General features: G+C 40.6%; 15 protein-coding genes. 4 read left to right on the forward strand and 11 right to left on the reverse strand.

Annotated features, from left to right (window positions below; genetic code table 11):
• Positions 1 to 2: 2 nt before the first annotated feature.
• Both MSTHT_RS11470 and MSTHT_RS11475 read right to left on the reverse strand, forming a co-directional pair.
• Positions 3 to 626 (reverse strand): MotA/TolQ/ExbB proton channel family protein, encoded by a 624-nt coding sequence (locus tag MSTHT_RS11470; RefSeq protein WP_048167897.1) that lies wholly within the window; start codon positions 624 to 626, stop codon positions 3 to 5.
• Entirely contained in the window at positions 623 to 1,315 is a 693-nt protein-coding gene (locus tag MSTHT_RS11475) for a DUF2162 domain-containing protein (protein WP_048167898.1), read from the reverse strand. Before MSTHT_RS11475 ends, MSTHT_RS11470 begins: the two co-directional genes overlap by 4 nt.
• 491 nt (positions 1,316 to 1,806) lie before the next feature.
• Between MSTHT_RS11475 and MSTHT_RS11480 the strand changes: the two genes are divergently transcribed.
• Positions 1,807 to 2,322: an ArsR family transcriptional regulator gene (locus MSTHT_RS11480; RefSeq protein ID WP_394297015.1), complete on the forward strand. Its 516-nt coding sequence runs from the start codon at positions 1,807 to 1,809 to the stop codon at positions 2,320 to 2,322.
• A 79-nt stretch (positions 2,323 to 2,401) separates the two neighbouring features.
• Here MSTHT_RS11480 and MSTHT_RS11485 read toward each other — a convergent pair whose 3' ends face one another.
• From MSTHT_RS11485 to MSTHT_RS11530, 9 genes are all read right to left on the reverse strand, one after another.
• Positions 2,402 to 3,082, reverse strand: a complete 681-nt coding sequence (locus tag MSTHT_RS11485) for a fibrillarin-like rRNA/tRNA 2'-O-methyltransferase (RefSeq protein WP_048167900.1) — start codon at positions 3,080 to 3,082, stop codon at positions 2,402 to 2,404.
• Positions 3,083 to 4,093: an NOP5/NOP56 family protein gene (locus tag MSTHT_RS11490; protein ID WP_048167901.1), complete on the reverse strand. Its 1,011-nt coding sequence runs from the start codon at positions 4,091 to 4,093 to the stop codon at positions 3,083 to 3,085. It lies immediately after the preceding gene.
• The gene (locus MSTHT_RS11495) at positions 4,090 to 5,055 is read right to left on the reverse strand and encodes a beta-ribofuranosylaminobenzene 5'-phosphate synthase (protein ID WP_048168561.1); all 966 of its coding nucleotides are present in this window, start codon (positions 5,053 to 5,055) and stop codon (positions 4,090 to 4,092) included. Before MSTHT_RS11495 ends, MSTHT_RS11490 begins: the two co-directional genes overlap by 4 nt.
• A gap of 34 nt (positions 5,056 to 5,089) precedes the next feature.
• On the reverse strand, positions 5,090 to 5,968 hold the full coding sequence (locus MSTHT_RS11500; RefSeq protein ID WP_048167902.1) for a DUF2953 domain-containing protein: 879 nt from the start codon (positions 5,966 to 5,968) through the stop codon (positions 5,090 to 5,092).
• 108 nt (positions 5,969 to 6,076) lie between these two features.
• Positions 6,077 to 6,553: a GerW family sporulation protein gene (locus MSTHT_RS11505; RefSeq protein ID WP_048167903.1), complete on the reverse strand. Its 477-nt coding sequence runs from the start codon at positions 6,551 to 6,553 to the stop codon at positions 6,077 to 6,079.
• A 557-nt stretch (positions 6,554 to 7,110) separates the two neighbouring features.
• Complete coding sequence (locus MSTHT_RS11515; protein ID WP_048167905.1) at positions 7,111 to 9,435, reverse strand: ATP-dependent DNA helicase; 2,325 nt, start codon at positions 9,433 to 9,435, stop codon at positions 7,111 to 7,113.
• 532 nt (positions 9,436 to 9,967) lie between these two features.
• Positions 9,968 to 10,300, reverse strand: coding sequence for a hypothetical protein (locus tag MSTHT_RS11520; RefSeq protein ID WP_048167906.1), 333 nt, complete (start codon positions 10,298 to 10,300; stop codon positions 9,968 to 9,970).
• On the reverse strand, positions 10,269 to 10,544 hold the full coding sequence (locus MSTHT_RS11525) for a hypothetical protein (protein ID WP_048167907.1): 276 nt from the start codon (positions 10,542 to 10,544) through the stop codon (positions 10,269 to 10,271). The genes MSTHT_RS11520 and MSTHT_RS11525 overlap by 32 nt, the downstream gene beginning before the upstream one ends.
• A gap of 32 nt (positions 10,545 to 10,576) precedes the next feature.
• Positions 10,577 to 10,900, reverse strand: a complete 324-nt coding sequence (locus tag MSTHT_RS11530) for a hypothetical protein (RefSeq protein ID WP_048167908.1) — start codon at positions 10,898 to 10,900, stop codon at positions 10,577 to 10,579.
• A gap of 21 nt (positions 10,901 to 10,921) precedes the next feature.
• On the opposite strand from MSTHT_RS11530, the gene MSTHT_RS11535 reads away from it, so the two are divergent.
• The 3 genes from MSTHT_RS11535 (at position 10,922) to MSTHT_RS11545 (ending at position 12,935) form a co-directional block, all read left to right on the forward strand.
• A complete protein-coding gene (locus MSTHT_RS11535) occupies positions 10,922 to 11,113 on the forward strand; it encodes a hypothetical protein (RefSeq protein WP_048167909.1) in 192 nt (63 codons plus the stop codon).
• Between the two features lie 627 nt (positions 11,114 to 11,740).
• A complete protein-coding gene (locus MSTHT_RS11540; protein WP_231588084.1) occupies positions 11,741 to 12,307 on the forward strand; it encodes a flavodoxin family protein in 567 nt (188 codons plus the stop codon).
• Between the two features lie 97 nt (positions 12,308 to 12,404).
• Positions 12,405 to 12,935, forward strand: coding sequence for a nitroreductase family protein (locus tag MSTHT_RS11545; RefSeq protein ID WP_048167910.1), 531 nt, complete (start codon positions 12,405 to 12,407; stop codon positions 12,933 to 12,935).
• The last annotated feature ends 44 nt before the right edge of the window (positions 12,936 to 12,979 follow it).

The raw sequence follows: 12,979 nt of genomic DNA on the forward strand, positions 1-12,979 counted from the left end.
CTTCAGTTTTTCTCCTCAATTGTATCCAGGATATAATCTATGTCTGACATATCTTCCCAATACCAGCGCCGTCTGACCTGCGTAAGTACATAGCCTATTACAGCCACGAAAAGCCCTACTACGGTTGTCGCAAAGGCAATCATCAGGTTTTGCGCAAGGGTTCCGATATCTCCTTTGGAAAGCCCTATCAGGGCAGGACCTAATGGGATAAGCGTTCCCATAAGCCCAAGCATAGGACCGACTGTTGAGGTTATCTTTGTATGCTCAAGGCGTTTTGCCATTCTGATCTCGTATTCCTGAGAGAGCTTTTCAATTGCTGGAAAATGCCGCTCTTCCAAATATTTTGCAGCATCTCGTGCAAAAGAAGTGACTATGTAATTTTGTTTGATATTTTTAAGGGCTTTAGACGCCTTCGAAAAATCCGATTTTTTTAGCTCACACTCGATTTTTTTACAATTGGATTCCAGATTATTCCAGTCCCTGTGCCTTTTTGTATACTCTGAAAGAAATTCTCCTAATTGTACCAAGGAAAGAAATACAAGAAGAGTGAGAAGGAACATTACAGGGATTAGCAAAGCCGATGAGAGGACATTCATCATAATAGATAATAAACTCATCAGGCTCACAGGTCATGCCCCCTTATACGCTCCAGGAAAAAACCTGCAAAGACAATGACTCCAATAGCCATAAGAGATACAATTTCTGTTTCTACTACTGCAGTTGAAACAAGATTCATACTTTTTGTCTGTATATACGCTGGGATAAGTAGAGCCCCTAAAAGATAGTAAAACCCTATCAGCATCATTGCACTGCCCATGGTCTCAGGGGTTTTTCCAAATCGAACCTTTCCAAACCTGAAAACAAAAGAAGAAGCCACTACTGATATAAAAAAAGCAAACCCAATAAGAAATCCTACTTTAATCCCGGAAAGGTTAAGACTTTCTGAAAGCAACAGGCAGGATGCAGCAAGGGCTGCTAGACAGACCGGGCAGGGTATGGATATAGCGAGGAAAGTGTGCCTGGAAACATCTTTTCCTGAATTCCACTTTTTCTGGGTGTAAATCCCGGTCATTATAAGAAGCAGAGAAACAAATATATGGATTCCCATGCCCATAGAGTAGAACTTCTCAAAAGCTTCGAGGTTTATTTTATCAATGACGCTTCCGAATAAAAGGGCTAGAAGAAAATAGCTGCCTCCAACTGCTAAAATTACTCTTGTACTTATGTTTGAAAATCCACATCCTATTCCAGATTTAATTCCAAAAACAAGGATACCTACTAAAATACCAATTACAGTTAACATTACAGAGTCCATAATACCTTTTGAGCATCTATAGTGCAATTAAATAAAAATTGGTTTCTGGGTAATATTTGTTATCTTTCAGGATAACAAGGGCATATGCAGTACACATTTTTAGAATAGACTTTAGCTCGATCCTGTTTTTCTACCTGAGAAAGAGAAGCGGGTTTAATTAGTTAAACCAGGCACGTGTAAAAGTTAAGTTAGTAAGGTAATAAAATATTTATTCAGTATTTTTTCCTGAACGACATCAGTCGACAATAGTAATAAAAATGAATTGTAATTTAGCAAATATTATGCAAGATTTAATTCTGCTTATAGGAGATGATGTAGAAAAAACGAAAAGAAAAATTCATAACTAAAGTAAATTTGTTAATATTGAGAATAAAAAAAGCAATGAAAAGATCTAATAGTTTACTTTACTTGTTTTAACAAAGGCAATAATTATAAATATTTGAGATTGAATAGAGCTCATTATGGTAGTAAATGCTATGCGGGATTCTGGAATGAACAGCGACAAAGAAAACCTTTTCAAGGCAGTTTCAAGTAGCACACGCCTCTCAATTCTCGAACACCTGAGTGAAGGGGATAAGCATATATCCGGTCTGGCAAGAGAGATAGGGATTTCCGTGCCTGTTGCTGCAAAACATGTGAGAATATTGGAAAAAGCCGAACTTGTAGAAAGAAAAAAAATCGGGAATACACATATGATAGGCATCAAACTGAACAATGTCTATTCTTTTATAGATCACTTTGCAGAAAACAGGAGGCTTGAGGTTGAGCGTGGTACAACTCTACTTGAAGCTCTGAAAAGCGTGGCTGCAGTAGAAATTAAGAAAATGGGGAATAGAGTCAAGGTTGTCTCTATGGATGGAGATGAGGGATTTTATGTATATGAAGTGGATGGCAAATTCTCGAATAAGACGGTAGATGAATATGAATTTCACGAAGATGCCGTAGTAGAGTGGAAAAAGCTAGTGCCCATAACGAAAAAAAGACTGCTGGTAAGCATCAGAAGGTAATCTTTAAAAAATGTAATGAGTTTGCTGAACATGAAAACTCTCCCCTGAAAAACCGGATAATTCCTGAAAAGCAGGTATTTCACTTTAACTTCGCCAGGATTCCAAGGTGGTCTTCATGATAGGGCTTCAGGTCCTTTGCATTAAGAATCTCAAATTTGGGCTCAAAAGCTTGTTTGAGTTTCTTCACCTCTGCCTTAAAAACCTCTTTTGGATTTGCTGCAGTATCGATACTCCGGGCTTTGATGGAAAGCATGAGGTTTCCATCCTTTTTCAAAAAGCGAGCAGCGTTTCTTGCAGCTATTTCAGCCTGGTTAGGCTGTGCAACATCCTGAAATATAAGGTCGACGGGCTCAACGAGATGAGAGTAACTCTCGGGTTTTCCCGCATCAGCCAGAATCGGGTAGATATTTTTCCTTCTTGATGCGAGCCTTATTAAATCTCTCATACTTCTCGGGGCAAATTCAACAGCATAAACTGCACCTTCCGAGACGATATCAGAAACATGGCTGACCGTTGTACCTGAAGCTGCTCCGAGGTAAAGCACCTTCGAATCTGCCTTGAGAGGGATATTGAACTTTTTAAGGATCATGGCTCCGAGCTTACTCCTGCGAGGGTCCCATGTTCTGTATTCAATTCCTTCTACCGGGATTAGTTTTTCCCCATAAACTATTCTGCCGGGGTCAAGGTTTTTTGTAGCAAGCTGTTTCTTGTCTTTTATGACTTCAAAGATTCCATCAGAAAGTTTTTTGACTTTAATCATTTACCTTCTCCTCCTTTTCTTTGGCTTTGCCTCGATTTCCTGCCTTTTGAGAGAAGGTGTGGGATTTAGAGCTCTGATCTGCGAAACCTTTGCTTCAAGTTTTTCCGCAATAGAAGGATCTATTCCTCTTGAATAAAAATCCATTCGCGCAGCAAGGGAAATTTTTGATGCAACAGCCCGCGCTATTTTTCCCCTTACCCACCAGGGCGCAGTATTTATCAGAGGATGATTGTAAATTATCCCGTGTTTAGGAGAGGGAGCCCGAGCCCTGAGATGTTTGAAAAGCGCTTTGTTGGCACCTATAACCTGTATGGTGCTGGAAGGAAACTCAGCAAGTTTTTCGAGGCTTCCTGCCAGACTTATCAATCTCGCCCCAAGCATTGGACCTGCAATAAGTTTAAGGTTGGGTGCGACCAGCTCCATGCTATTTTCAATATAAGCCTCAAGCTGTCGCCTTCGTTCATAGAGACCGCGCACATTTTCTGCGAAACCTTTAAGGAGTGCTTCGTCTGCAGGCTCAAGTTTTGCACCCATCGAAGTACTTGCTTTCGAATATAATGGGTCTTCCGGGCCAACATTTTCGCGAGAACCATATTTTATGATAAAAAGCGCAAGGTCTTCCCCACTTAGCCCAATTTCCGGGAAATAACCTCCATACCATTCAGAAAGCCTTTCAGAAAGGGCATTTGACGTTTCATTAATATCGTCTAGCGCTTCCACAGCCTGAATAATTCGCTGGTCAGGAGTAAGAGCACCTGAAACCTGGAGTTTTGCAGCTTCAAGAGCAACTTCGTGTAAAATAGAGTAGTATTCAGCCGGAGATTCTACAAACCCGCTCTTAAGAGCTGCAGCTTTAAGATCAAAGCCTTCAGGAGGAAGATTCAACCTGCTGTCCCTTAGAGAAAGAGAATTAAGGGCAATTTCCCGGATGTTTTTTGGGAGAAGTCTGGATTCCAGAATTTCTCCAGCCGTGTTTGTCTCAAGAACTCCAAACCAGGTATTGATCTTCAATCCAGGCCCCCGAAAATGTCTGCACCTCGGTTTCTTGCCTTTGTGAGCAGAACTCTTCCGCCAATGGATTCGTCAAGCATGCGCTGGACTTCTTGCTGTAGCCTTTTGCCTTCCCCTTCACTTCCGACAATTCCGTAAACCACCGGACCGAAAGAACTGACGCCTGAGCCGCTTGCACCATTATCACGCATATATCTCATAATATCCAGAACAGACTGAGGTTGGAGTTCGACTTCCCTTCTCTTAAAGCCTACAGTCTGGAAGTGGTTAACTGCCCTGCCGAAATTTTCCAGGTCTTCCTCTACAAGTGCAGGAAGCATCAGCATTAGAATTACATGGCAGACTTCCTGAACTTCGGCAAGGGGAATTGGGCAGAACTTTTTAAAAATATCTACCTCTTCAGCATCATGAGCCCCTTTGCCGTTAGGAATTGCAAGGACAATAGGCCAATCCGGAAAGTCTCTTCTAAAGAGGACAGGTCCTGGAGGCACATGGCTGGCTGCAGAAGGGGAAAATGCACGTTTATCTTTGAATTTGTGTCCCCCATCCAGAATAAAACCGCCGTTCTCAAAAGCTGCGACTCCGATTCCAGAAGTGCCGCCCCTACCTACTGCAACTGCAAGTTCCCGAACGCTTTTTCCAAGTCCATATATTCTATTTACGGCTGCTGCTGCTGATAGGGCAGCCTGAGTCCCTGAACCGAGCCCTACATGATCGGGAAAACCATCATCAATTTGGATCCTTATTCCTTTTCCTGCTGGGAGAAGAGCCTGTGCGGCTTTTCGCATTTTGCCTGCGAGAAGAGAATCACCTGTAACCTCGATAGTATCAGCTTCAACCGCAGAAATTTCCAGGCCAGGAGATTGCAGGGTGATTCCTGCTCCTCCATCAATCCTGCCTATCTCTGCATTGAGGTCTATTAGGGTAAGATGTAGTCTGGCCGGAGACACTACTTTAATCATATCTATCTGTATCCTCATTACCTATTCTTAAAGCTTAGGAGTGGGACTTCCATCTTCCCCAAACTTTTTCCTTAATAATCAAATAGGTAAAAGATAAAGTTTTCCGGTTTAGCATAAATTTTAACATTGGGAAAATCAGAGAATATATTCTTACACGAATCTCTATATTCCCCCGGAAATCCATCATCGGATTCATAAACACAGGATTGATGGAAAAACTGCAACGCCTGCATCGGCTGTAGATCAATCCCGCAATAGAATGTATGAATCCACAAAGTATGCCCGTGTCTGCCGGATCATCAAGACCAAAAGCCATGTAAGAATCCAGACGCTTAATTTTTATCCCTTTCAGCAAATCAGAAAATAGACGAAGCATAGGTTTTTTCAAGGATTTATATGCTTCAAAGCCCCAATGAAGTTTTTCCCTGGTGGTCATTCTTTTTTGTGGGGCTTTTTCCTCTTCAGGCTCCTTTTCTCTCCTTATCCTTGCAATTATACCTCTTTTACGTTTATGCTCGTGTACTTTCTCCCTTTTATCTTCATATACTTCTATTCTTTCCTCTTTCAGCCTTTTTTCTTCAATCTCCCTTCTTTCCCCTGTTTCAACCTTATTCTTTGTTTCTGTAACGGCTCGCACCCTTTCAGGTTCCTGTGGATCAGCTTCCCTTTGTTCCCCTGTTATTATTCCGCCCTCTATCGGTATTTCGGGCTCTTCAAGAGGTCTCTCTCTTTCTCCAGGTGCCTCAACTGAGAAAGTATGGGAAAAGAGCAGCCATTTTACAGTAAATATGCCTCTAAGTTCTTTCTTTTCTTCCAGACTGAGAACATTAAGCTTGAAGGTGAAACCTATTGCTGTAATAAGTATGAATAAAATCAATAGGAGAATAAGCAGGAGAAGATAGATTGCCAGCATACTAAGCAGGTTAGGGAGATGGGGATAGTCCTGACTATCCCGAAACCCGGATCTTTAAATTCCTATTCCTGGAAAAAATTCCTTTAAAAGGTTTTAAATTCCAGAAATTCAGTGGACACATCCTTCTTCAATCTTAATCTCTGTTTCCTCTACGGTTTCCTTTTTCGGAAATTCTTTCTCCGAAACTTCTCTTTCTTTAATTATTGTTTCCTCGGTTTTTTCTTCTTTTTTCTTGCCTCTCATGCTTTTAAGCTTGTCCATAATCTCAGGCACAAGTTCAGGAAGCGTACTAATAAGCGACCCAGTATCACCTCTTTCCGAGATTCGGAAGATTCTAGCTTCTTCTTCAGAAAGCATAATGAATGCTACAGGCTCAATCTTCGCGCCTGCCCCGCCGCCTCCTCCGTATCCGGATTCAGAGTCCCTCTTTCCCTCTCCTCCGCCTGCTCCGAAACCCATACTAATTTTTGAAATCGGAATAATTGTTTTCCCGGCAGCAGTAATAGGGTCTCCTACTACAGTTTTGGTAGTCGCGATTTTCTCAAGTTCGCTTGCAATTTCTTTAATAGTGTCTTCTACACCCAACTTTCCATCCCCTTTTTTTGTATATTGTTTCGTCTATAAGGATAAATAAAGATTTTCCATAATTTTTTGCTTTTAATCTAATTTAATCAAAATTCTTAGAAATTATATTCGAATTTAATGCTAATTAAATAATCTACGTCCACCAATTTAAAGCTGCTTTAAATTTCAGAAAAAAATTTATTAATTTTAAATGCAATCTTTTTACATTATTTGTAAAAGAGATCTGCATAAATTTATATGTAATGATCTGTATGAATTTGTTGTAAAAATATGTGCGAAAACTCTATTTTCCATTCTGGTTTTTATTGAGCTTGTTCCAAAATTGCTGCTGTATCTTTTCCTAATAAATAGTGCTGTAATTAGCACTAAGGATAGTATTCCGCTCCTGAACCAATGAGCTGGTTTCAAAATTCTGACTACTTATATTTTTGACTAAAAGCAGGTATTCTGTTTAGTTCTGCTGATCTTAATTTACCTGCTCCGAAATTTGAACAACTATAATGAGCAGTTATCTTTACCAAAACCACATGATTTTAAATTTCTCTGTTCAAAGAGTTTCAAAGCTTCTCTGCAAGGCTTCTAAAATCCAGCCGACTAGAAGCCTGGGATTCCAGCTCCTCTTTTTTGGGATTATCTGCTGTTATATGGGCAAAAAAATCTTCCACGAGACTGCCCGCATCTTTTGGCGCGACATCAATGAATTCTTTCCTTTCTTCAGGCGGGAAATAATCAAAAACCGAAAATTTCCCGAGTTTACGTGCCTGGGAGCCCTGATAGCGGGAATCGAGAAGAATCCTTACTCCATAATCTTCCGGGGAGCGTACTACTCTTCCCATTGCCTGTCTGACTTTCCTGATTGTCGGCACCTGGACTGCAAATTCCCAGCCTTCCCCACAACCAAAAACTGTGTCATAGGCAGATTCGACAGCTTTGATACGGTCGTTTAAAGCCGGATATCCCACTCCAACCACAATTACTGTCCTGCCTCTTGAATCCCTGAAATCAACACCTTCGCTTAGTGTTCCCCAGAGATAGGTTACAAGTAAGGCTTTTCCTCCCTGCTCCCCTATTCTAAAGAACTTTTCGCGGATTTCTTTAGCTGAAACCCCTGTCTCGTCAAGGAAAATAGGAATAGAAAGTTCAGGCTCCAGGAGTTTAGTATAACGGAGCGCTTCAGCATAGCTCTGGAAATAAATAATTACGTTTCCGGGTGATGCAGTAATAGCTGCAAGCAAAGCTTCTTTAAGGCTCTCAAGTGTTTTTGGACTGTCTCGGTTCTTTGCAAAAAGAGGAGGAACTGAAACCGCAAGTGTGAGCCTTCTTTCACTGGGAAAGGTAGTGCCGTAAGAAATTTCTTCCACTTCCCTTGTGATGCCAAGTGTAGATTTGATCATTTCAAAGGGGCGGAGTGTAGCCGACATGAGCACTGCTGCATAAACGGAATCCAGCAAAGGCTGAGTTACATTTTTAGGGATGCATGTAAAAAGCTCTATCCTGCCAACTATCCTGTCACTTTTGAAATCTTTTCGCACGTTCAGGATAGGATAATAGTTCTGTCTGTCTGAAAGCACAAGATAAGAAGATAGAAAATCCGCAACATAGCGTATGTGGGAACGTTTCAGGACGGAAAGCAGCCCTTTTTTGTAATTTTCAGCATATATTTCTTCCAGCCTTCCACCGAGTTCACCAATTTCGCGTAACCGAATAAGCACCTTTTCTTCATCCTCAAACCCTTCTTTTACTGCACTACGCAAAAAGCGGGCTTTCAGGATGTCAAAACGTTCATAAGGGTCACTTATCTGAATGTCCTGCCAGTTCTTACCAAGCCTGTTTCTTTCCCCGAATTTCAATTTCGAGTCATATGTATCTCTGAGGGCGGTTAGAAAACAGGTAAACAGCTTTTTCGCATATAATCGAGCTTCATAGTCCTGATCAAGAGGAATGCCGATGCTCGAATCAGCTCCTGCCCTGAAAAAAGGAGAATTGTCCTGCTCGGGAGTCTCACCTACTTCAGAAAGGGCTTTTTCAATAGTCAGTTCTGAGAGTGTTATTGAAGAATGGGAGCGAGCAGACGCTTCAATATTATGTGCCTCATCAAAAATCAGGATAATATCCTCAGGGTCGCGTTCAAGCCATTTAAGTAGAGTCATAAAGATTTCGGCATTGAGCACATGATGGAAATTGCAGATTAGAAGTTCGGTATTTTTAAGTTCCTTTTTAAGCAACTCGTACCCGCACATGTCGCGGTCTTCTGCATATTCAAGCACTTCTTCCGGACTTCTTACATCGGAAAAAAGCCAGGTGGAGAATTCGTTTCCTTCAAATCTCAGCACTTCATAAAGCTTTGGACAGGAGTTGTTCCTTAAAGCCTGAGCTTTTGTCCTTGCCTCTTCCAGTTCTTTTTCAAGCTCATTTCGCAGGGCGTAAAGGGCGGGGTCTTTTGTTCGTTTGTGCTTCTCATAAACGTCCTTTAGCTCTTTTTCCTTTGAGGAAATTTCCCTCTCAAGGTCAAGGAGATCATATGTATTTTCCCCTTTAAGCCTGCATTCTTCATAATCAAGATTCTCAGGGCACATAGAAGTCTTGCCCTTAAAAACAATTGTTTTTATATCGTTAACCCGGGAGATCTCTCTTGCCTCATTTATAAACTGAACCATCTGCTGATGGACATTTGTGACTATAATAACGACCTTATTGAGTTTTTTTCCCACACTCAAAGAAGGAGCAAGTGCACTCAAAGTTTTACCTGTCCCGCAGGCTCCTTCAAAAAGCACGATTTTCTCCTGCAGGATAGCTGAATGAATTCTCTCCATGGCTTCTGCCTGGTTGGGGTAGCAACTTTCTTTTGTAAAATACCGCATATATCCGTTCTTCTGCGTCATACATTTAACCTGGTATCTCTAGGATTTCCGATGTCTAAATATCTTCCCTCTCTGCCGACAATCAGAAATTATGTTTTCAAATTTTAAAATTTTTCTAAAAATATTATTAAAGAGATATTGTTACTATTATAGCTGACTGGTGCAAGTTCTCTTAATTTGCCATCTAGTTCTCTAATTTGCTATATCAATAAAAGCAGAACCCAATATTAAGATACAAATAGGATTTACTTTTACTTGTTGTGTGGTGTCTGTTATTTTAAAACCTTTTTTAGATTAATTTTAAAACCTTTCTGAAATTACCTGGAAAACTCACAAAAAGGTAGGAATGCTAAAATTGCTGGTTAAAATCGATATTTATGAGGTATGTTCTCTGTACTATTAATCCATTTTCTCTGTACTATTAAACCATTCTCTAATTTATACTGACCCACGGAAACAGCAATTAAATAGCAAGCTGCTCCATGATACTACAGGAACCAAAGAAATATATTTTTTGAGCTGAGCCTCTTAAATTCAGCTCCATTAATAAATCTCATTTAACCGTGATGCTTCCGGAGTAGATTAAGGATTTACTTGGGACATCCACTATTTTGATTAATAATTGATCCCCTTGACTAATTGGTAAGTTAGTGTAGTTAAGATCAACAATTGCTGAGTCCCCTGCTTTAAAGTTCCCAAGCTCCGTGAAATTGAGGTAATGTTGTTTATCCCCTATATAAAGTATAACTTTGGTCTCTTCAGGGGATTTAAAATTAATTGGATCTCCTCCGCGGTGCTCGATTACAAGCTTGGTAACTGTTTTATGCGGGACCTCATTTGAGGATTCATCGTGTTCATCGGGGGGAAACTGCGTCCTGAGATTCATCTTCAGACTGTGACGTATCTACTCCGTTTATTGAAACCAAAATGACAAGGTCCTGAAAATCAGCAGCAGGGTCGTCCGGATCTTCAGCAGATACTTCAGTGCCCAACTCAAAAAGATATATTACTTCATTCTCCTTGAGCTTGATATCACCGTTCTCGATATAGTCTGTCACGATATCTTTAATCGAGACCTGATTGTTAAATCCAGGGATATTTGGAACAGAGTCCCCGTTCTTAAGCACCATCAGATTGGATGAGTTGTTCGAGGTGTCAACTGTTATGCGTTTAGACCATCTATAGTTTTTTGAGGATCCTTCCCATTTTTTAACCAGGAGCAAGCTTCAATCCTTACAGGTGTACCTGCCTTAAAAGAGATTGTAGATTCCCAGAAGCGAGGATTTTTTCCGTCATTGAGGTTTCCATCCAGTGCCTTTGTGTAATCTCCCCAGGGGGTATAAGTATGATTCCCTATCTTAAGGCGGCAAGTAACCGGTAAGTTATAACCATTTGGACCATTAGTAATAGCAGAACCAAGCACAGTTGCATTGACCGTGAAATTGTTTTCAGGTACTACAGTATTGTCCTGTACATCGAAATCCACGGTAAAACTCGCCTTAATACGGTGGTTGGAAGATACATTATTGAAGGTATAGGCGGAAACCGGCCCAACGAACTCCCCATCCACCAGCACATCAAAAATTTTATAATTATCTGCAGGCACTATATCGAAGTTGCGTTGCTGTCGGCGAGCACAAATATTCTTCCAGAAGGAGAAATACTGCCTCCAGAACTTGAAGAAGATTCAATTAAATAACCTGACTCTGTCGCATATTGAGTAAAACTACGAGCTTCGATAAAGAGATTTGCAATGGGAGGGTTTTGAGGGATAAAGGGATACATTATTGATGAAGCAAGTATGAAAGCCATCAAAACCATTAAAATCAGCGCATATATTTCTGAAACTGCCTGGCATTTATTGTCAAGTTGTTTAGACTTTTTACCCTCCGCTATAAAAAATCACCTTGAAAAATTTAACTTTAAATACTAAATTGTAAATCTTTTATATTACTTTAACTGTTCGAGAAAACTATTAACTTTGGTTTTTGCAAATAATTGCTCCAGCTGCATCGTGAATTTGTTTTAGATTTGAGATCAAGTTTTTCTGTGTTGGGGAAAATTAATCTCCAGGCACAAAATTTACTAAGTAAAAAATTTCTTGAATCTTTTGTATTCTGTATCATAGTTTTACCTTATGCGTTCATAGTATCCATTTTGTGTTATCATTCGGATTCTAGGTATAGAATATAAGTATAGTTGCTGCAAATTAGATATTGAATAAATATGTTTTATTAAAGAAAGAAGGAGCCGGAATAAACCCAAAATTTATTCCGGTATAAATTCAAAGAAAGCGGAATTCAGAAGTGTTTTAAAAATAAGAGAGATGAAGAAAATGAAAGTCATAGGTATTGTAGGCAGTCCCCGAAAGAACGGAAACACGAATATTCTTGTCCAGCAGGTCCTGGAAGGCGCAGCAGAAGCAGGTGCCGAAACCCGGACATTTATTCTCAATGAGATGAACTACAAAGGTTGCCAGGCCTGTGATTACTGCAAAAGCCATGATAAGTGCAAGCTTGAAGACGATCTTGCAGGGCTGTTCGAGGAAATGAAAACAGCTGATGGCATTGTTTTTGGGGCTCCGATTTATTTTGGCCAGTTTTCAGGTCAGATGCGGCTCTTCCTTGACCGCTGTTATTCCCTTATAAATGCTGATTTTTCTCCACGTCTTCCTGCCGGGAAAAAAGCCATAATTATAGGAACTCAGGGAGCTCCTGATCCGGCAGCTTTTCAAGGGGTCTATGAGGAGTTCAAAGGGCAGATTTCCAATTTCATGCGCATGGACGTAAAAGACACGCTTGTAGGAGTTGGCTATCACGCTCCGGGAGAAATAAAAAATAATATAGAGCTTATGGAAAAAGCGAAGAACACAGGCTTGAATCTGTTCAAATAAAGTGAAATAAAGTGGGAAATCCGGAAAGAAATCCTGAAAAGGAAATTTACGGATTTCTACATACATTTTTTCTGCAAAGAAGAAAGGAGGGGTTTGCATGGATGTTTTTGAAGCAATTCACACTCGGAGAAGTATTCGAAAATACAAGGATAGACCGGTTCCCCAGGAGCTTGTTACCAAAATTCTCAGGGCTGCTATGAGTGCCCCATCCGCTGTTAATGCCCAGCCCTGGGTTTTTATAGTTATCGATGACAGGAAGCTCCTTGATGAAATCCCAACTTTCAGTCCCTATGCGGGCATGTGCAGGGAAGCCCCTCTTGCAATCCTTGTCTGCGGAGATATTACGCTCGAAAAAGCTCCTGGATACTGGGTTCAGGACTGCTCGGCAGCAACCCAGAACCTCCTGCTTGCAGCTCATGCTGCCGGTCTTGGAGCAGTCTGGACAGGGATCTACCCTATGAAGGATCGGATTGAAGGTTTCCGGAAAGCCTTTGAACTGCCTGAACATGTAATTCCTCTGGCTCTTGTACCGATAGGTTATCCTAACCAGAGACCAGAGCATGAGGATCGGTACAGAGAGGAGAAAGTTTACCATAACAAATACGGCAGAAAAAGAATGAATTTGTAAAATCAGTCGAATATAATTTTTCATATTTTTGCAGATAAATTGTA

The organism is Methanosarcina thermophila TM-1 (genome assembly GCF_000969885.1).
Lineage (GTDB): Archaea > Halobacteriota > Methanosarcinia > Methanosarcinales > Methanosarcinaceae > Methanosarcina > Methanosarcina thermophila.

What these genes read in the sequence shown, in the direction of transcription:
- MSTHT_RS11475 (WP_048167898.1), bottom strand. Translation starts at nt 1,315, where the DNA reads ATGGACTCTGTAATGTTAACTGTAATTGGTATTTTAGTAGGTATCCTT.
- MSTHT_RS11480 (WP_394297015.1), top strand. Translation starts at nt 1,807, where the DNA reads ATGAACAGCGACAAAGAAAACCTTTTCAAGGCAGTTTCAAGTAGCACA.
- MSTHT_RS11485 (WP_048167900.1), bottom strand. Translation starts at nt 3,082, where the DNA reads ATGATTAAAGTCAAAAAACTTTCTGATGGAATCTTTGAAGTCATAAAA.
- MSTHT_RS11495 (WP_048168561.1), bottom strand. Translation starts at nt 5,055, where the DNA reads ATGATTAAAGTAGTGTCTCCGGCCAGACTACATCTTACCCTAATAGAC.
- MSTHT_RS11500 (WP_048167902.1), bottom strand. Translation starts at nt 5,968, where the DNA reads ATGCTGGCAATCTATCTTCTCCTGCTTATTCTCCTATTGATTTTATTC.
- MSTHT_RS11515 (WP_048167905.1), bottom strand. Translation starts at nt 9,435, where the DNA reads ATGACGCAGAAGAACGGATATATGCGGTATTTTACAAAAGAAAGTTGC.
- MSTHT_RS11520 (WP_048167906.1), bottom strand. Translation starts at nt 10,300, where the DNA reads ATGAATCTCAGGACGCAGTTTCCCCCCGATGAACACGATGAATCCTCA.
- MSTHT_RS11525 (WP_048167907.1), bottom strand. Translation starts at nt 10,544, where the DNA reads ATGGTGCTTAAGAACGGGGACTCTGTTCCAAATATCCCTGGATTTAAC.
- MSTHT_RS11540 (WP_231588084.1), top strand. Translation starts at nt 11,741, where the DNA reads ATGAAGAAAATGAAAGTCATAGGTATTGTAGGCAGTCCCCGAAAGAAC.
- MSTHT_RS11545 (WP_048167910.1), top strand. Translation starts at nt 12,405, where the DNA reads ATGGATGTTTTTGAAGCAATTCACACTCGGAGAAGTATTCGAAAATAC.